This window comes from Agrobacterium tumefaciens (assembly GCF_005221325.1).
Lineage (GTDB): Bacteria > Pseudomonadota > Alphaproteobacteria > Rhizobiales > Rhizobiaceae > Agrobacterium.
On record NZ_CP039889.1, the window covers coordinates 870,589 to 890,846 of the forward strand.

9 protein-coding genes are annotated in these 20,258 nt (G+C 60.8%); 8 read left to right on the top strand and 1 reads right to left on the bottom strand.

The genetic code is table 11. The annotated features are described in order from the left end of the window. Positions 1-45: 45 nt before the first annotated feature. Complete coding sequence (locus tag CFBP5499_RS18905; RefSeq protein ID WP_080829343.1) at positions 46-243, bottom strand: hypothetical protein; 198 nt, start codon at positions 241-243, stop codon at positions 46-48. Positions 244-288: 45 nt separating this feature from the next. Here CFBP5499_RS18905 and CFBP5499_RS18910 point away from each other — a divergent pair, with 45 nt between their 5' ends. From CFBP5499_RS18910 to CFBP5499_RS18945, 8 genes are read left to right on the top strand one after another with little or no spacing between them, the layout of a single operon-like run. Next, positions 289-4,857, top strand: a complete 4,569-nt coding sequence (locus tag CFBP5499_RS18910; RefSeq protein WP_080829342.1) for a non-ribosomal peptide synthetase — start codon at positions 289-291, stop codon at positions 4,855-4,857. After that, the gene (locus CFBP5499_RS18915) at positions 4,854-5,750 is read left to right on the top strand and encodes a class I SAM-dependent DNA methyltransferase (RefSeq protein WP_080829340.1); all 897 of its coding nucleotides are present in this window, start codon (positions 4,854-4,856) and stop codon (positions 5,748-5,750) included. Before CFBP5499_RS18910 ends, CFBP5499_RS18915 begins: the two co-directional genes overlap by 4 nt. Then, complete coding sequence (locus tag CFBP5499_RS18920; protein ID WP_080829338.1) at positions 5,747-7,222, top strand: aminotransferase class III-fold pyridoxal phosphate-dependent enzyme; 1,476 nt, start codon at positions 5,747-5,749, stop codon at positions 7,220-7,222. Before CFBP5499_RS18915 ends, CFBP5499_RS18920 begins: the two co-directional genes overlap by 4 nt. A gap of 14 nt (positions 7,223-7,236) precedes the next feature. Next, positions 7,237-7,476 carry an MbtH family protein gene (locus CFBP5499_RS18925; RefSeq protein WP_080829336.1) on the top strand — a complete coding sequence of 80 codons (240 nt, stop codon included), beginning with the start codon at positions 7,237-7,239 and terminating at the stop codon, positions 7,474-7,476. Positions 7,477-7,487: 11 nt separating this feature from the next. Continuing rightward, on the top strand, positions 7,488-8,006 hold the full coding sequence (locus tag CFBP5499_RS18930; RefSeq protein WP_080829334.1) for a siderophore biosynthesis protein: 519 nt from the start codon (positions 7,488-7,490) through the stop codon (positions 8,004-8,006). After that, positions 8,003-8,566 (top strand): siderophore biosynthesis protein, encoded by a 564-nt coding sequence (locus tag CFBP5499_RS18935; protein ID WP_080829332.1) that lies wholly within the window; start codon positions 8,003-8,005, stop codon positions 8,564-8,566. Before CFBP5499_RS18930 ends, CFBP5499_RS18935 begins: the two co-directional genes overlap by 4 nt. A gap of 37 nt (positions 8,567-8,603) precedes the next feature. After that, on the top strand, positions 8,604-13,037 hold the full coding sequence (locus tag CFBP5499_RS18940; RefSeq protein WP_080829330.1) for a type I polyketide synthase: 4,434 nt from the start codon (positions 8,604-8,606) through the stop codon (positions 13,035-13,037). After that, positions 13,034-20,248, top strand: a complete 7,215-nt coding sequence (locus tag CFBP5499_RS18945; protein WP_080829329.1) for a non-ribosomal peptide synthetase — start codon at positions 13,034-13,036, stop codon at positions 20,246-20,248. Before CFBP5499_RS18940 ends, CFBP5499_RS18945 begins: the two co-directional genes overlap by 4 nt. The last annotated feature ends 10 nt before the right edge of the window (positions 20,249-20,258 follow it).

Sequence of the window (20,258 nt, forward strand, 5' to 3'; positions counted from 1 at the left end):
CGCGACGAGCAACTATAGGATGCTCATCGTTCTGATTGCTCACGCTCAATCGAGAGCGGCAGGCATCGCTGCCCGCTGCGTCTCAATGACAACAATTACCTCTTGCATATAATTCTTGAATCGCTTAGTCAAGAATAAGAAATTGAAATTGAAGACCGGTTTCAGGCCGCCGAACATGCAATTGATAGTTGTTTTAGCGATGCGGACGATGCTGCCCGACACCGACCTGAAAGGGCTCACCATTCGTTCTCCGGATCGTGTGAAGCTGACAAAGCCAAGGGGCGGCTTATGAATTACATCGAGCCAGTCGAGACCCTCATAACCCGGCTTCATCAGAACAATATCCGTGTCTGGATCGATGCCGGCAGCCTGAAATGTTCAGACCCTGATGGTCGCCTGAACGATGCGGTGATGAGCGAAATCCGGACCAGAAAAAACGACATTCTGGCGTTCCTCAACATGGCGCATGCGGATGTCGCCACGCTGGGCCAGAATGATATTCCGCCCCGTCACGAGACTTACCCGCCGCTGTCATTTGCCCAGGAAAGACTGTGGCTGATCGACCAGATTTATCCGGGCTCGGCATTGCACCATATCTGCATTGCGCTCGAAGTGCGCGGCGCTCTCGACCTCGATGCGCTGAGGGCGGCGCTCGCTGGCGTCATGAACCGCCACACAGTCCTTCGCGCCCGCATATACAGCGACAAGGGCGTGCCGAAACAAACCATCTCCGCGGTCTGTGACGCACCGCTTTCCGTCGCGGAGATTTCACCCGCTGCTGCGGCGATGGAAGATGTCATTCATGCGGAAACAAGCAGACCCTTCGATCTTTCCGCCGAACCGCCCATTCGCCTGCTCGTCGTCAAGTGCGGCGACGGCCGCCATGTCCTCGTTTTTACGCTGCACCACATATGCGCCGACGGCTGGTCAACTGAAATCCTGCTGAAAGATCTCGGCGCGTTTTATAGCGCGCAAGTGTCCGGCAGCGCGGCAGCAGAAGCTGCATTGCAGATACAATATGGCGACTTTGCCGCATGGCAGCGCGAGCGTCTGGCGGCGGAAACGGCGGGCGCGCTCGAGGAATTCTGGAAGCAGCACCTTTCGAAACCTTTGCAGACCACGCAGCTGGTGACGGACATGGCGCGCACCGCAGGCCATGGTCATGCGGGTGAACTGCATGACTTCTCGATCGAAAAAGAGACGGCCGATGCGCTACGCAAGATTGCCGCCGCGCATCGCACGACGCTGTTCACGGCGCTTTTTACCGCCTTCAACCTACTGATCCACCGCTATACCGGACAGACCGATCTGGTGATCGGCACGCCCGTCGCCAGCCGCCCGCATGTGGAGACGGAAGATCTGGTCGGGCTATTCGTCAATCCGCTTCCCGTCAGATCGCGTGTCGATCCTTTCGGCAATTTTGAAAAGGCCCTGCGGCAAACACATGAGACCCTGCAGCAGGTCATCAGCCATCAGGACATGCCGTTCGAGCGCATTGTCGATATGGTCGGTGTGCAACGCGATCCCGACAGCCACCCGCTGTTCCAGATCAAATTCCAGCTCGACGCAGCACCACGCGAGCGCATCCGGCTTCCCGGGCTGGAAATGCGCCGGCTGGCGCGCCAGGACAAGGTTTCGAGGCTCGACCTGTGCCTCGATCTACGCGAGACGGAGGCCGAGCTTTCCGGCACGGTCGAATACAAGACCGCACTGTTCCGCGTCGAGACGATCGGCCTGTTCGCCAGCCATTTCCAGCAACTGCTGAAATCCATCATCGCCAACCCCTCCCTGCCGATCGCAACCCTTGCGCTTTTGACACAGGAAGAACAACGGCAGCGGGTTTTCGACTTCAACAGCACGGCGCAGGAACACGTCGGCCCGCACTATTTTCATGAGCTGTTCGAAGCGCATGTGGCGCGCGCGCCGGACGCCGTGGCACTCATCATGCCGCGCGCGGGAACTGATGATACCATGACATATGGTGAACTCAACGCGCGCGCAAACAGGCTGGCGCGCCTGTTGCAGCGTAAAGGCGTTACACCGGAAACCGTTGTCGCAATCTCGTTGCCGCGCGGTTTCGACATGATCGTCGCCTGGCTTGCGGTCTGGAAAGCAGGCGGTGCCTATCTGCCTCTCGATCCAGATTATCCCGCGGAGCGGATTGGCGCGATGCTGTCGGATGCACGCGCCCGGCTTGTCGTCAGCCACAGCTCGATCGATCTCCCAGCGACAGCCGACCGGCTCAATCTGGATGAGGATTTCCCCCATGACGAACACGCCGACAATCTTGAAACGGTCACGCATCCGTCACAGCTGGCTTATGTGATCTACACGTCGGGCTCGACAGGCAAGGCAAAGGGCGTCCTTGTTGATCATAGCGGGCTGATCAATCTGACGAGGGACAAGATTCGCGCCTGTGACGTCAGGCCTGGCGATTGTGTGCTGCAATTCTTCAGCTTCAGTTTTGATGCCTCCATTCCCGAACTCGTCATGAGCCTTGGCGCCGGCGCCAGGCTTCTTCTCCTGCCCGGATATGCGACGCTTCCCGGCGCCGAACTGGCCGACATCCTGCACACGCGACAGGTAACGCACCTGACGATGACGCCATCGGCGCTGCTTTCACTGCCGGTCGACGACCTGCCGTCGCTGCGCACCGTTCTGGTCGGGGGAGAAGTTCCTATGCCGGAACTCATCGAAAGATGGGGAAAGAACCGTCGTTTCATCAATGCCTATGGCCCCACCGAAACCACCGTCAATGCCAGCATGGTCGACATGGGAGGCGGCCGCGCCGGCCTGCCGGTGCTGAGGCCTGCGGCAAACAAGCAGCTCTATGTGCTGGATGATAATCTCGAGCTGTTGCCCTTCGGCGTGCCGGGAGAACTTCATATCGGCGGTTGCGGCATTGCCCGCGGTTATCACGACCGGGCGGCGCTGACGGCCGAACGTTTCGTTCCTGATCCATTTGCCACAAACGGGAGAGCGGGCGTGCTCTACCGCACCGGCGATCGCGCCGTGCTGCTTGCCGATGGCCGGATACACGTGTCAGGGCGACTGGACAGCCAGGTCAAGATCCGTGGATACCGCATTGAGCCCGGGGAAATAGAGGCCGGCCTGCTTGCCCACCCGTCCATCGTTTCGGCGACGGTGGCGGTACGTGACGACGGACGCGGCGGCAAAAGGCTCGCCGCCTATGCGGTTCCCCAAACCGATCAGGACGTGGCAGTCAGACCCACGCCTTCGGAAATCCGCGCATGGCTGGCAAACCGCCTGCCGAAATTCCTTGTGCCCGACACGTTCGACTGGCTTGAGACGCTGCCGCTCACCGTGAACGGCAAGATCGATCCCTCAAAGCTTCCCGCGCCGCGCGCCGAAACAAACCCCGATGGCCGGGCGCCGGAAGGCGAAATGGAAACCCGGATAGCCAGCGCATTCGGGCATGTTCTGAATATTGATCAGGTTGCCGCAACCGATGACTTCTTCGCGCTTGGCGGCCACTCGCTGCTGGCCACCCGTTTCTGCGCCGTCGCAAAGGAGAAGTTCGGGCTCGATATCGGCGTTCTCGATCTTTTCAACGCCTCCACGGTGGAAGCGCTGGCGAACCGTCTGCGGACCAGAGACGCCGGCGATAGCGGCAGCGACGAAGAAACCCTGCTGCTGAAGCGCGATATAAAGCTGGATGAGGCAATCCGCCCGAGTGCGACGGCAAGAGCGGAAAGCGGCACCGCCCACGTCTTCCTGACGGGCGCGACCGGCTTTCTCGGCACCTATCTGCTCCACGAGCTGCTTCGCGACCCGGCGAGAAAAGTCACCTGCCTGGTGCGTGGCGACGACGGAATGAACCGCCTGCGGCACGCCTTCCGGCAATATGACCTGCCCCAATCCGTGCTGACGGAACGTGTGACGACATTGTCGGGCGAGCTATCCAAACCAAATCTCGGGCTTGCCGCGGCAGACTACGACCATATTCTCCGGAATGCCGATTGTATTTTCCACAATGGCGCGGAAGTGCACCATCTGCATCGGTATGAGCGGTTGCGCGAGACCAATGTGCTTGGAACCCGCGAAGTTCTCAAACTCGCCTGCGCCGGGGCGGGGCGGCATGTTCATTACATCTCGACACTCAGTGCGCTGACACCGCGTCGCGGTTCTGGCGGCGATGCCCGGCCTGTCTGCGAACTGGAGAGCGTGGAAGGGTTTGCCCCACCCGCCGGCGGTTATAACCGGAGCAAATGGGTGGCGGAGCATCTCGTCAACGAAGCCGGAAAGCGGGGATTGCCGGTGACGATCTACCGGCCGGGAGCGATATCCGGCGACAGCGTTACCGGCGCCTTCAACGGCTCGGACATATTGTGCCGTCTGGTACAGGCCTATCTCTACACCGGGACAGCGCCAGAAGGCGAAAGGCTGCTCGATATGCTGCCGGTCGACCATGTGGCCCGGGCGATTGTCCATCTCTCCGGCAAACCGGCTTCGGCGGGACAGGTTTTCCATCTCATTCATTCCTCCCCCGTTTCAAGTGCCCGGCTCTTCGAGGCCTGCGAAATGGAGGGGATCAAGCTTGAGCGGGTTTCGCAGCGGGAATGGCAGGACATGCTGAGCGATGTGGCGCGTGGAACGCCAGACCACCCGCTTTATCCATTGCTGGGACTGCTGCGCTCCCCTTCCGCCGCCGGCAGAAGTGATGAAAAACAGACGCGCAACTTCGATTGCCACCTCACACAGGCGGCAATGTCCGACGCACCATTCCGCGAACCGGCCCTGACATTCGAGCTCTTGCGAACATATCTGCGCGCATTTGCCAAGGCCAACTTTCTGAACGCGACGTCCGATGACGCGCGAAAGCAGGGTGAACGATGAGCACAGTCATATCAAGCGAAGCCGGCAATTACGACCATTGGGCATGGCTCTACAACCACACGCTTGGCCCGCGCTATAGCGAGCAGAAGATCGAGCCCCTGGCACGGGCGGTTCTTTCGCAACTGCCCGACGGCGCTTCGGTTCTCGATCTCTGCTGCGGAACGGGACATCTTGCAAAGCTGATGGCTGCGCGCGGATATGCCGTGACCGGGCTGGATGGTTCGCAGGACATGATAAACCATGCCCGCGGCAATGCACCCGATCTTGAATTCGTTCTTGGGGACGCAAGGGATTTCACCTTTGAACAACCATTTGACGGCGTGGTGTGCACCAGCGCATCGTTGAACCACATCCCGAATACGGAAGACCTGCAGAAGGTTTTTTCAAGCGTTCGCCGTTGCCTGAAGGATGACGGAATTTTTGCTTTCGACATCAACCATCCCGGCCAGATGGTGCGCTACTGGCGCGATGTGCCCGCTGAGGGTGAACTCACCGACGATTATGCCTGGCTGATCACGCCTCGTTATAATTCGCGGTCAAACGAGGGGTCCTTCACGGTTGAAATCCATACGAGGTCAAAAGAGGCGGGCTTCTCCCCGGTGGAGGCGGCATACAGGCTGGCGGCCCGGCTGCTTTCCAATCGCCGGCGGCTCGCTCTCATCGCCCGCTTCGGCATTCCCGGAAAGAACTGGCAGCGTCACTCCGTGACCAACCCTGTCTGGGGGCACAATCTGGAAACCGTGACCGAACTTCTAGGGGCATCGGGCTTTTCGGTGAAAATGCGAAGCACCGATGGCGGTCCGGTGACCGATGAGAGGGCGGTCTACTTCCTCTGCACGAAGATTGCCGGCGACAGCGCGGGGCAGGAAGTCACTCAGGAGGCCGTCGAATGAATATTCACAACAATCCCGGCCCAGCAACTGCCCCCGCGACCGACCCTGTCACCACAATCGTTGCCAGCTTCAATCTCAAGACGCCGGGTTCGAAGCGCGCCGCCGCCTATAACCGGGATTTCCTTTCGGACAAGAGCTCGATCGGCCTTCCCTTCACGATGCAGACCAAAGAGGCCCTGTATCCCATCGTCGCCACCCACGCGGAAGGCGCCTATTTGCAGGACATCGACAACAACAGATATGTCGATATTCTCATGGGCCTCGGGACCAATCTCTTCGGCCATAATCCGTCCTTTATCCGCACGGCAATCGAAGCGCAGCTGGCCAAGGGCTTTGCACTTGGGCCGCAATCGGATCTGGCCGGCGAGACCGCGGAACTGTTTTGCCGCATCACCGGAAAAGACCGCGTCACATTCAGCAATACCGGCACCGAAGCCGTGCAGACGGCCATGCGCATAGCCCGTGCCGCAACGGGGCGCGACAAGATCGTGCTGTTTACAGGTTCGTATCACGGCCACTCCGACCCTGCCCTGCATAAGGCGACCAAACTGGAATATATCCGCAGGGGCGCGTTGCTGCGGTCTCATCCGGCGTGGCTGGTGGCGCTGAAGCCGCTCCTGAAACGCATGGTGCTGACGAAAGCAGTTCCCGGCTTTTCGGGCGTCGCCCCTTCCTCCGCCCGCGATATCGTGCTGCTGGAATACGGCAATCCCCGTTCCATCGATTATATCAGGCGTCACGGCGAAAGCCTTGCCGGCGTGCTCGTCGAGCCTGTTCAAAGCAGGAACCCGGAACTGCAGCCGCGCGAGTTTCTGCATGAGTTGCGAAGCGTGACCGAAAACACCGGAAGCGCGCTGATATTCGACGAGATGATTACCGGCTTTCGCGTCGCACCCGGCGGCGCACAGGCCCATTTCGGCATAGATGCTGATATTGCCACCTATGGCAAAATCGCCGGCGGCGGGTTGCCGCTGTCGCTTATCGCCGGCAAGGGGCGGTTCATGGATTTCGTCGATGGCGGAGCATGGGCTTACGGCGACAGCTCTTTCCCGAAAGTGGCCCCGACATTTTTTGCCGGAACCTATTGCCGCCATCCGCTGGCGCTCGCAGCCGCAAAGGCGGTTGCGACGCGGTTGCTGGAAGACGGACCGGCCCTGCAAGAAAGCCTCAACGCCAGGACCCAGGCATTCGTGGAACGGCTGAACGGCACGCTCAAAGATGCGGGGTTGCCCGTTGCGTTCATGAGCTTCGGTTCGTTCTTTGCCATATCCGCTGCCCGCAGCCGCATCTCGCCGCAGGCTGTCACCATGCTTTCCTTCCTTCTTCTGACCTCCGGCGTTCACCTTCGTGCCGGAGACCGCGGCGGTTTTCTCTCAACCGCCCACAGCGATGACGACATCACCTTTGTTCACGACGGTGTTTTGCAAGGCCTGACGGCTCTGGCGGACCACCGTCTTCTCGACAGACATTGATCGGAGTGACCACCATGAGTTCCCAGACCCCGGCTGAAGACATGCACTACAACGTCGTGATTAGCGACGAGGAGCGATATTCGATATGGCCGGTCTACAAGGCGGTCCCGACTGGTTGGCGACCGAGCGGCTTTTCCGGATCGAAGCAGGCGTGCCTCGATCATATCGAGGTTGAGTGGACCGACATGCGCCCCTTGAGTTTGCGGCGGTTGATGGACGGCGAGGCCGTAAACACAACCAGCGTGCAAGAATAGGACGTGACCCCATGGACGACCAACCATGGCCAAGCCTGGTGCCCCGCGAGGACGCCGGACCGGACAGGGACTGGCTTGCGCAGGATGCCATTCTTGATCTGCTCCTGCCGGAGGCACTGGCACCGGTAATGGTGCCGGAAGAACACGAAAGAGCCCGCCTGCAGCACATCATCTGCGAGGCACTCGAAGCGTTCACGCTGCATCATCCCGAATGCCGCGCGCGCATCGCCGCGCTTCTGGGCAACATGGAAAAGCCGATGTCCGATCCCGGCGTCGTGGATATCAGCGGCCTGCCGCTGACGTCCTTTCACGCCAATGACTATGACCGGTATTTCCGCGTGAACCGCATTACCACCGCCCAGCCCGCCCATGTTCTGCTGCGCAGCTTCCTGCAGGTCGCGCTGTCGGTTACCGATCTTTTCTGCCGGGCGCCACACCTGTCGGAAAAGGCCGCTAAAGCCCAGTTTGATGGTTTCGAGGTTCATGCAAGGCTTCTTGCAAGGTGCTTTGGCGTGGAGTGTGCAAGATGACCATTGCTCCTCCCTCGCCTTCCCGGATCTGGCGCGAATTCCACTGGGCGTTCTTCATGAACGTGCAGGGGCTGGTTCTGTGCCTTCGTCGTTTCAATATGCAGGTGCATGAGGGCAACCATGCCGAAGCAGACGGGGAATTGCGGGCCGCCGCGGTGCTTCTGCGCACATCTGCCAGCTCCATGGACCTCGCCGCCAGCTTCAGCAAGGCTGATTACGAAAATACCATCCGCGTCTCCATGACGCCACCATCTGTCGAATCCGATGATTTCAGCGGACTGATGTCGTTTGACCATGCCGTCCTCATTCAGGTCTGGCGTGAAATGAAGGACGTGTTCGCCACCCTGCCGGTCGAACTCCATGACGCACATGCGGAATTCGTCGCAGCCTACAAATACCTGGCGGAAGGGCATGTCGGCGTCTGCTCACGTTTCGTCGGCTCCGACGCCGGAAGCCTGCGATACGGCGACCGGAAGGCAATCGATACGCTCCAGCGTTTCGAACGCGGTCGCCTCGGCATGATCGATCCGCCCAAAAAAGGCTGCCCGTTCCACAAGTAACGTGCGTGTTCAATTTCTAATCCAGCGAGAACTGCATATGTCCGACTATACCAGCGCTTCAAACCAGGATCGGAACGCCTTTAGGGTCGCCGTCATCGGTATGGCAGGCCGCTTTCCGGGAGCCTCCGACATTGAGAGCTTCTGGGATAATCTGGTTCATGGCCGGGAGTCGGTCAAAGAATGGACCGACGAGGAACTTATCGCGCTGGGTGTGCCATCCGAGCAGCTTGTCGATCCGGATTTCGTGCGGGCTTCAGCGCCGCTGGAGGGCGCCGACCAGTTTGACGCCGAATTTTTCGGCTACAGCCCCAGCGAGGCGGAAATTCTCGATCCGCAGCAGCGCCTGTTTCTCGAATGCGCCTGGGCAGCGCTGGAGCGCGCCGGATACCAGGGCGACACTTTCGACGGTTCCATCGGCGTCTATGCCTCGAGCGGCTTCAACACCTATCTTCTGAACCTGCACGCCAATGCCGCGGTGCGCCAATCAATCAGCCCCTTTGAACTGTTCGTCGCCAACGACAAGGACTTTCTGGCGACGCGCACGGCTTACAAGCTCAATCTGCGCGGACCGGCCATGACGGTGCAGACGGCCTGCTCTTCATCACTTGTTTCCATCCATGTCGCGGCCCAGAGCCTCATTGCGGGCGAATGCGATATTGCGCTCGCGGGCGGCGTGACGGTTTCCCGTTCGCACGGCTATGTGGCGCGCGAAGGCGGAATATTGTCTCCTGACGGGCATTGCCGGGCATTCGATGCGGATGCCGCCGGAACCGTTCCCGGCAGCGGCGTCGGCGTTGTCGTGCTCAAGCGTCTTGAAGATGCGCTTGCAGACGGCGACACGATCGATGCCGTCATCATCGGTTCGGCCATCAACAATGACGGCGCGCTGAAGGCGAGCTTTACCGCGCCGCAGGTGGACAGCCAGGCCATGGTCATAAGCGAGGCCCACGCCGCCGCAGGAATATCGGCCGATTCCATCGGTTATATCGAAGCGCATGGCACGGGAACATCGCTGGGCGACCCCATCGAGATCGCGGCGCTGACGCAGGCCTTTCGCAAGACGACGACGCGCACCGGATATTGCGCCATCGGCTCCGTGAAGACCAATATCGGCCACCTCGATACCGCCGCAGGCATTGCAGGCTTCATCAAGACCGTGCTTTGCCTCAAGCACGGCAGAATTCCCGCAAGCCTTCATTTCAAACAGGCAAACGCAAAGATCGACTTCCCGGCAAGCCCCTTTGCGGTCAATACGGCCCTGCGGGATTGGGATGCTGTAGAAAGCCCCCGGAGAGCCGGCATCAGTTCTCTCGGTATCGGCGGAACGAATGCGCATCTGGTGCTGGAAGAGGCACCAACCGACGCAGGCGCGCGCGCCAAGACGCAACCGGCATCGCCGCAGCTTCTGGTATTTTCAGCGCGCAACGATGCGGCGCTCTCGGCACTGCTTTCGGCACAGGCGAAAGCGTTCGAGGCGAACCCGGAACTTGCGATCAACGACGTTGCCTTCACGCTGCGTCATGGCCGGAAGGCTTTCAGCCATCGCCAGTCGCTGGTTGCGGATGATCTGGTGTCAGCCGCAACGGAACTGCACCGTCTTGCTGCACAAAAACCATCCATTGCCGGCAGCACGCCGTCCGCGGTTTTCCTGTTTCCCGGACAGGGAAGCCAATATGCCGGAATGGGCAAGGATCTTTACGAGCGGGTGGAGCTTTTCCGTGCGCCTTTCGATGCCTGCGCGGATCGTCTTTCCAAGATCATGCAACGCGATTTCCGCGCTGATCTCTTTGCCGGACATGAGGATATCCATAATACGGAATTTGCCCAGCCAGCGCTGTTTGCCGTGGAATATGCCCTTGCAAAGGCATGGATGGCGCAGGGTGTGATACCGCAGGCGCTCCATGGCCACAGCATCGGCGAATATGTGGCGGCCTGCCTGGCGGGCGTCTTCGATCTGGATACGGCACTTTCGCTTGTGGTGGCGCGCGGCCGGTTGATGCAACAGGCCGCCCCCGGCGCAATGCTTGCGGTCGTTCATCCCGACGCGCCGATCGACCGCTGGCTTAACGCGGACATCGCCCTGGCGGCCAGCAACGCGCCGGCCCTCAGCGTCGTTTCAGGCAGTACCGACGCCATCGCAAGGCTCGAAACGGAACTCAAACAGGCGCGTTACGTGACGCGGCGGCTGAAGACCGTACATGCGTTCCATTCGCCGATGATGGCGCAGGCCGCAGCGCGCTATCTGGAGGAACTGCGAAATGTCAGGCTTTCCCCGCCATCCATTGCGATGATCTCCAATGTGACGGGAACCTGGCTGAGCGCTTCGCAGGCGACGGATCCGAATTACTGGGCCAGACATCTGGAGCAGACCGTGCGTTTCGACGAGGGGATGCGAACCCTTCTCGGCATCGACAATACAGTCTTCATCGAGGCCGGACCCGGCTCGGCACTGTCGGGTCTCATCAGCGAACAGGCTGTCGCGGAAGACCGGATCATACCGTGCCTTGGTCGTGCCAGACCGGAAAACGAGACGGGCCAGTACCTTGCCGCACTGGGACAATACTGGCGGACCGGAGGGCATCTCGACTGGCAGGCCGTATCGGCTGAAGGCGGCCGCGTGCCACTCGCTACCTATCCGTTCCAGGGGCAGCGTTACTGGATTTCCGCCCAGACGGCAGAAAATCAGGCGCCCGTCTCCACCGCCGTCGACAGCGCCAGAATCTATCGTCCGACATGGCAGCGCCTGCCGCCGGCAACCCCGGCAGATTGCAGAAACCGCCGTGTCCTGATCCTTGATGAAGGACGCATCGGCAAATCCCTCGCCGCACGGCTGGAAGGCGCCGGCGCCCAGGCCTATCGCGCCATTGAAGGCGACAGGTTCGACGAGTGCGATTTCCGCTGCTTCAGCCTTGCCGGACATTCCGCGGCGGATTTCTCCCGGCTGCTCGAAACTCTCGGCGAACGCGGGGCTCTGCCACAGGACATCCTATATCTCTGGCCGCTGAAGCCGGGCCGACGGGACGAGGTTACGACCCTGCTCAATCTCGTGCGGGCGCTCACCGCACAGGGGCACAAAAGCAATCTGACGCTGGTGACCAATGGCGCAACGGATGTCACCGGCCTGGAAAATCTCGACGAGCTGCAGTCTCAGTTGCCGGGCATCCTGAAGGTTGCGGGCCAGGAATATGAAGACCTGACCTGCAGGCACATCGATATCATGGTGGCGCAGGACATGGCGGATCAGGCGATTGCGGACCGCCTTCTGGCGGAATTCAACGGAAGCGGCCCGGTGGTCGCCATAAGGGGGCCACATCGCTGGTCGCATGGATTTGCGCCACTAGACCTGCCTGAACCGCAGGCATCCGCCCGCCTGAAGAAAAACGGCATTTATGTCGTGATCGGCAATATCGCCGAAGGTGTCGGCACTGTCTGGCTGGATCATCTGGCGAAAATATCCGGCACACGCCTGTCCGTGCTGCACTCCATCAAGGATGCGGAGACCGCCATTCGGTTGGATGCAGCTATCGATACGCGCCGGATCGACTGCAATGATCCGGCTGCCATCGGCGCGGCACTCGATGAGGTGGTGTCGAGACATGGCCGGATCGACGGAATTTTTCTGAGCATGCCTCAGGCGAACCGGCAGGCGGCAGCGCCGCTCTCAATGATGGACGACACGCATCTCGGCTACAATGAAACGGTTCGCATCGCGCCGCTGCGGGCACTCATAAAGGCGATGGAGCAACGGCGGGCAGGTTTCTGCTGCATCCAGTCCTCGCTTGCAACCGTCATCGGCGGCGTGGGATTGGCCGCCTATACATCGGGATATCAGGCGGTGGAGCTGCTTGTGGCTGCCCAGTCGCGCAGCGCAAGAATGCCCTGGTTCGCCATTGGTTATCCGCTCATCGATGTGCTGGCCGCCGGCAAACGTTCCTCGCTCGATACCAACGCCTATGCGGTTGCCTCTGATGATGCCTGGGACCTGACGAGAAGGATCATCGAGAACGGCATTACCGGCACAACGATGCTTTCGCGCAGCGACATCACCGTTGCCCCGACGGCGGTCAAGAAGGCGCAGCTGTCGAAAGCGGCTGTTTCGGGCCGTGCAAGGCCGGCGATGTCCACACCCTTCATCGCCCCGCGCACCCACACCGAAACCACGGTCGCGGGCATTTTCGAAGAACTGATCGGCGTGAGCGGGATCGGCGTCGATGACGGGTTTTATGAGCTGGGCGGCCACTCGCTTCTGGCCATCCGCGTTGTCGCCAAGCTCAGGGAAACATTCCCGGTCAAGATCGAAATGCGCGAACTCCTCTTCGAAAACCCGACGGTCGCCCGCGTGGCGAGCATGATTACCGCCCATATGCCTGATGAAGGCGACCTGGACGAGATGGCAGCGCTGTTGATGGAAATCGAAAGCCTTTCCGACAGTGAAGTCCAGAGCGCGCTTGGAGGAGCAGAAGCACGATGAACGAATTCTACGCCAAACTCGCGAACCTTTCGCCCGAGCGCCGTCGCCTCATAGAGCAGCGTCTTGCCGAGCGGGGATATCAGTCGGCTCTCGACTCCGCCATTCCGGGACGTGAGGAAGGCGATGGTGATCGGCCCCTGTCCTTTGCGCAGCAGCGCCTGTGGTTCATGCAGCAGCTTGAACCTGACAACACGGCTTACAATATGCGCAGCATCCTGCGGTTTCGCGGGAAACTCGACAGGACGGCGCTGGAAGAGGCGCTGGCGAAGGTCGTACAACGGCATGAACCGCTGCGAACGCGCTTCATTCCCGGCGCCGACGGCTTTCCGGAGCAGGATATTCTCGCGGCCGGGAACGCGGAAATCGAATTCTTCGATCTCGCGCAGGACACCGATGTGGAAGCCGCAGCCAAGCAGCACATCCTGCAACGGCTTTCCGAACCCTATGACCTGAGTCATCCGCAATTGCGCGCAATGCTGGTGCGCCTTTCGGCCGAAGATCATCTGCTGGCGGTCGGGCTGCATCACATCGCCGGCGACCGGTGGTCCATGACCGTGCTCGCCCGTGACCTCGCGGGCTTCTACAAGGAGACGACCGGCCAGTTACACCATCTGCCTGATATTCGCGTTCAATATGCCGACTGGGCGATCTGGCAAGGAAAGATGCTGCGCGGCCCGGTGCTTGAAAACCAGCTCGCATACTGGAAAAAGGCGCTCGGAACGGATCTGCCGGTGCTGGACCTGCCATTCGACCGTCCGCGACCGGCCATCGCCACTTTCCTCGGCGCGCAATTTGCGGTTTCCATCGACCCTGCACTTTCCGGACAGCTGAGGGCGCTGGCACGGGCACATAATGTCAGCCTCTATGTTCTGCTTCTCTCCGCTTTCAAACTGGTGCTGCATCTCTATTGCGACAGCGACGACATCGTCGTGGGCAGCGAAGTCGCAAACCGCGACCGGCCGGAAACCCAGGCGATGATCGGCCCTCTGGTCAACACGCTGGTGCTGCGTACCGATCTTGCGGGCAATCCGGATTTCTCCAGCCTGCTGCAGCGCGTCGGCGAGACCGTCCGCACCGGCCTGGCGAACCAGGACGTGCCTTATGAGCGGATCGTCGAGGCTCTCAATCCAAAACGCTCCCTGTCCGAGATGACGCCGCTGTTTCAAGCAAAATTCGATCTTCAGCACAATCTGGCAAGATTGCCTGAACTCGACGGTCTTGCCATCGAGACACTGCGCCTGCCCGATGGTGCTGCAAAAAACGAAATCCGCTTCAACCTCGAGGACAATGACCCCGACATCGGCGGCAAGATCGAATATGCAACCGATCTCTTCAATGAGGAGACGATCGCCACGATCTGGCGGCGTTTCGAACATGTATTGCGCACGATCGCCGAGGACCCCGTCCGCCGGATATCGGAATTCTCCCTTCTTTGCGACGACGAGCAGCAGGAGCAGATCCGCCGGTCTGCCGGTCAGGCTCTGGCACCCAACGGGCTTTGCCTGCACGAGATGCTGACGGCGCAGGCGGCGCGCACACCGGAAAAATCCGCAGTGGCCAGCGAACATGGCGGCCTCGCCTATCGGGAGCTCGATCAGCGAAGCGACGCGATTGCCGCTGCGCTCGCCGCCGGCGGGTTTGGCCGTGGCTCCATCGTCGGGGTCTGCATGCAGCGCACGCCGGATCTCATCGCGGCCCTGTTCGGCGTGTTGAAAGCCGGCGCGGCCTATGTGCCGCTCGACCCGGACTATCCGTCCGAGAGGCTCGCCTTCATTGCACGGGATGCGGCCATCAGGGTCGTCCTGACGGATAGCGACCGGCTGGCATTCGACGCCACGGATGAACTGACCCTCCTTGAGGTCGGTAAACTTCCCAATGCGGTCTTTTCCGCCGCTCACGCCTGCGATCCGGCCGATCTCGCCTATATCATCTATACATCAGGCTCGACGGGACGACCGAAGGGCGTGGCGATCACGCATGGCAATGCCGCCGCCCGCATGCAGTGGACCGGCAGCAATTTCACCGGTGACGAGCTGGCAGGTGTCCTGGCATCGACCTCAGTGTGCTTCGATCTCTCGATATTCGAGATTTTCGGCACGCTTTCCTGCGGCGGTCAGGTGGTTCTGGCCAACACGCTCTTCGATCTGCCGCGTTTGCAGCATGTCGCCGAGGTCAGCCTGATCAACACCGTTCCGAGTTTGCTGCGCGAATATCTGCGCCACGACACGCTTCCGACATCCGTTCGCACCATCAATCTCGCCGGGGAGCCGCTGCCGCCGGTCCTGCTTGAAGAACTGGCGAAGAAGGCACCGCAGGCGCGCATACACAATCTCTATGGGCCTTCGGAAGATACGACTTACTCGACGGGCGCGATGGTTTGCGCCGTCAACGGGGAAAAAACGGTTTCCATCGGCGCACCCCTGCCCGGAACGGAAGCCTATGTCCTCGACCGGGCCGGACGTCTCCGGCCTGACGGTCTTGCGGGCGAACTCTATCTAGGCGGAGCCGGCGTTACCCGCGGATATCTGCGACGCCCGGGCCAGACGGCCGAGCGTTTCGTTCCGGACGCTTTTTCCGGCAGGTCGTGCGCCTATCTCTACCGCACCGGCGACCGGGTCAGACGCCGCACGGATGGCATGCTGGAATTCCACGGACGTCTCGATAATCAAGTCAAGATCAGGGGCCTGCGGATCGAGACCGGCGAGATCGAGCACCGGCTTGAGGATATCGACGGCGTCAACGAGGCCGTCATTGCAGTCATCGGCGATGAAGCAAGCCCGGAACGCCAACTGGCCGCCTATATTTCGCTCGATGCTGGGCGACAGCTGACGGTGGACGACATCCGCTCTGCACTGGCAAGGCAGCTGCCCTCCCACCTCGTCCCGGCATTATGTACCATCCTGCCGGCCATGCCGCATCTGCCGAACGGCAAGATCGACCGAAGCGCCCTGCGTGCACTTGAAATAAAGACGCCTGATAGCAGCGGTACCGCACCGAGAAACCATGTTGAGGAACGGCTTGCAGCCATATGGCAGGACGTCCTTCAGACCAGCATGATCGATGTCGAGCGCAGCTTCTTCGAGATGGGCGGACATTCGCTGCTCGCCATCAGGATCATTGCCCGTATCAAGGCCGATTTCGGGGTTTCACTGCCGCTGAAGGCAATTTTCGAGACACCGACAATCGCCGGGCTGGCAAACCGGCTTGATAATGAGGCGGCGGACGCCCTCAACGTCGACGGCCTTGCAGTGGTCCATAATCCTGAAGACCGCCATGAGCCGTTTCCGCTGACGGATATCCAGCATGCATACTGGATCGGCCGCAACCAGGGTTTCGAACTCGGCAGCGTCGGTTCCCACGGCTATCGGGAATTCGATATCGACAATCTCGATACGGGTGCGCTGGAAAACGCCATAAACGGTCTTGTCGCGCGCCACGACATGCTGCGCGCGATCGTCGATGCCGACGGGCGGCAGCGCGTGCTGGCAGACGTTCCCCATTACGCGCTGCCGGTCGTGGACCTGCGTGATGCGGCCGATCGGGCCACGTGCCTGTTGGACATCAGAAACAGGCTGTCTCACAATATTTTCAAGGCGGACCGCTGGCCGCTGTTTCACATCGAAGCTGCCCGGCTCGATGAAAAAACGACGAGGCTGTTCGTCAGTTTCGATGTTCTCATCGGTGACGCCTGGTCGCTGAAATTGATGGGCACCGAACTCGCGGCGCTCATGCAGAAACGTGCGCTTCCCGAAATCGGACTGACATTCCGGGATTATGTTCTGTTTGAGAAATCCGCCCATAACAGTGCAGCCTATGAGCGGGCGCGGGAGTACTGGTCTGCCCGGATAGCCACCCTGCCAGCCTCACCGGATCTGCCGCTGGCATGCAACCCATCGCAGATCGAGCATCCGCGCTTCACGCGTCGCCGGGGCCGGCTTGCCGCGAAAGACTGGTCACGCTTCAAGGAACTGGCCCAGAGCGCCGGCCTCACCCCGACAGCCGCGATCATGACGATCTTTGCGGAGGTTCTGGCGCGCTGGAGCAGGCGTCAGGATTTCACCCTCAATCTCACCGTCTTCAATCGTGAGCCGGTTCATCAGGACGTGGAAAAGATCGTCGGCGACTTCACGGCGTCACTCCTGCTGGGGCTCGATTTTTCGGCCCGCGCCGACTTCACCACGCGTGCCCGTCAGGTTCAGTTGCGCCTGATGGAAGATCTGGAACACCGGCTTTTCAGCGGTGTTTCCGTGCTTCGCGAACTGGCGAAACAGAACGGGCGCTCCGGCGGTGCCCTGATGCCCGTGGTTTTCACCAGCGTTCTGGGCCAGTCATCGAGAGACGACAACGCTCCACGTCTCGATACCCGACTGGTGGACAGCGTCAGCCAGACGCCGCAGGTCTATCTCGACCATCAGGTTTCCGAAGATCAGGGCGAGCTCGTCTATAACTGGGATGCGGTCGAGGAACTCTTTCCGCCTGCCATGCTGGACATGATGTTTGCCGCCTATGAGACCCTGCTGCGGGCGCTGGCCAGCGACGACACGGCATGGCAGACCGAGCCTGATATCGTTGATTGCCAGGCGTTCGAAACGCTGAACAACAGGGCGAAAATCGCGCTTCCCGAGGATACGCAGCTCCTGCATGAGGCATTTTTCGAGAGAGCTGCGGAAAGCCCTGACAAGATCGCCGTCTGCGCAGGCGGCATCGAACTGACCTACGGACAGGTGGCCGAACGGGCGCTGGCGCTGGCGGCTGATCTGCAGAAGGCCGGAGCAGGTCCGAACGACCGGGTTGCCGTTTCTCTGCCGAAGGGTGCAGGTCAGGTAATCGCCTGCCTCGGCATTCTGGCAAGCGGCGCGGCCTATGTGCCTGTTGACCCCGACCTGCCTGCTGAGCGGCGTTTCGAGCTTGTGGAAGACACGGCGGCCGATCTCGTCATCGCCGAAGGGGGCGACTGGCCGCAGCGGGTAACGGTGATCGCGGTCCCCGAAGATGGCGGAGCCAGACCTTCACCCTCAGTGACCAAACCATCGGATCTTGCCTATATCATCTTCACCTCGGGCTCGACCGGCAAACCGAAAGGCGTCATGATCGATCATCGCGGTGCGCTGAATACGATCCTCGACATCAATCGCCGCTTTGGCGTTTCCACTGAGGACCGGGTTTTCGCGCTCTCGTCGCTGAGCTTCGACCTTTCGGTCTATGATATATTCGGCCCGCTTGCGGTTGGCGGCGCCATCGTCATTCCCGTGCGCGAGGAAGTGTCGGATAATGCCCGCTGGATGAAGCTTCTGCTGCAACATCGGGTGACGGTATGGAACTCGGTGCCGGCCCTTGCGCAATTGCTGCTGGCCGAGCTGCCGGCGCTCAATGAAAAGCCACCCCTGCGCCTGATCATGATGAGCGGAGACTGGATTCCCGTCAGCCTGCCTCCCTCCTTGAAAGCACAATTGCCAGATGCCGATCTCATCAGCCTCGGCGGGGCAACCGAAGCTTCCATCTGGTCGATTTTCCACCCGATCGGGGAGGCACTGCGGGACTGGACGAGCATTCCCTATGGCCAGCCGCTGGCAAACCAGCGCTGGTATGTCCTCGATGATCAGGGGCGGCCCTGCCCGCCTTGGGTCACGGGCCGGCTGTTTATCGGCGGCATCGGTGTTGCGCGTGGTTACTGGGGGCGGCCGCAGCTGACCGCCGATCGCTTCATTCCCGACCGTTTCGCGGACGAAGAAGAGGCTGGAAACGGCGCGCTGCTGCTTTACGAAACCGGCGATCTCGGGAGGCTGCGGCCGGAGGGATTGCTGGAGTTTCTGGGGCGCGAAGATTTCCAGGTGAAGGTCAACGGCTTCAGGATCGAGCTCGGGGAAATCGAGACCGCGCTGCTGCAAAATGAAAATGTCGCCGAAGCCGTGGTAACGACGACAGGCCAGCCACCTGCCCTCGTTGCCTATATCGTTCCAGATACCCAAGGCAGCCTCATCGGCAAACTGGAAGCGAAGGCCGGCCGGTCAGGTGATGGCGGCTTGGCCGATGGCAGATTGGGCGATGCCGGAAGAACCATCGATTTGGCCACGCCGGACGGCCTGTTCCACGAAGCGATCGCCCGGCAAAGTCATCGCCGGTTTTTGAGCGCTCCCGCCGAACTTCAGAGCATCGGCCACCTGCTCGCCAGCATAAGGGCCTTCGATGTCCCCGGCACACCGCTGAAAAAGGCGCTTTACCCGTCTGCGGGCGGACTTTATCCGGTTCAGACCCATATTCTGGTCCAGGACAGCCGGATCGAGGGGCTGTCTGCCGGCTGGTATCGTCATCATCCCGCCGAACACCGGCTAGAATTTCTGGCGGCCGTTTCACAGGAACAGATCGCGGCAATCGCCGGCAAGAGCGACGATATCGTCGGGCAAAGCGCTTTCCTCGTGGTTTTCACCGGCCTCAAGGCGGCCATGGCGCGCAGCTACGGGCAAAAGGCCAGAGACTTCTGCCTGCTGGAAGCCGGCCATATGGCGCAGGTGATGATGCTGCATGCACCGCGTCTCGATATCGGCCTGTGCGCGGCCGGCGGCGTCGATCTGACCGCCATCGCATCGGCACTGGCAACCGAAGAAGACGAGGAGCCGCTTTACGTGCTCGCCGGAGGGTCCATCGATCCCGCATGGAGCACACAGTGGCAGGCATCCGCGCAAATGCGGGGTGAAACCCTCTCTGAGCGGCTGCGCGCCTTTCTTGCCGCAAAACTTCCCGCCTATATGGTCCCGCGCGAATTCGTGATCATGGAGCGGCTGCCTCTCAGCGCCAACGGCAAGGTTGACCGAAAGGCCCTGCCCGCACCGGGCGCGAGGGCACGCCACAGCGTTGCTCCGGCAACCGAAAACGAGGCCGCATTGCTGGCGATCTGGCACGAGCTCCTGTCCGGTAACAGCGCCGGCGTGGAGGAAAACTTCTTCGAAGCGGGCGGCGATTCCCTGACGATCATGCAGCTGCTGTCGCGCATAAGGCAGGAGTTTTCGGTGCACCTGACGCTCGCTCAGCTCTTCGGGGCCACCACCGTCAAAGCCCAGTCGGAATTGCTCGGCTCTCTTTCACCGTCCCTGCCGGGCGGCGTGGAAGCGGGAATTTCCCCGATCGCCGCGCAGACATCCGTAAGCGACCTTTCCGATGATGACGTGGATAAAATGCTGGAGCAGCTGCTCTCCGGCCAAAAGGACCAGTAGACGTGAACAC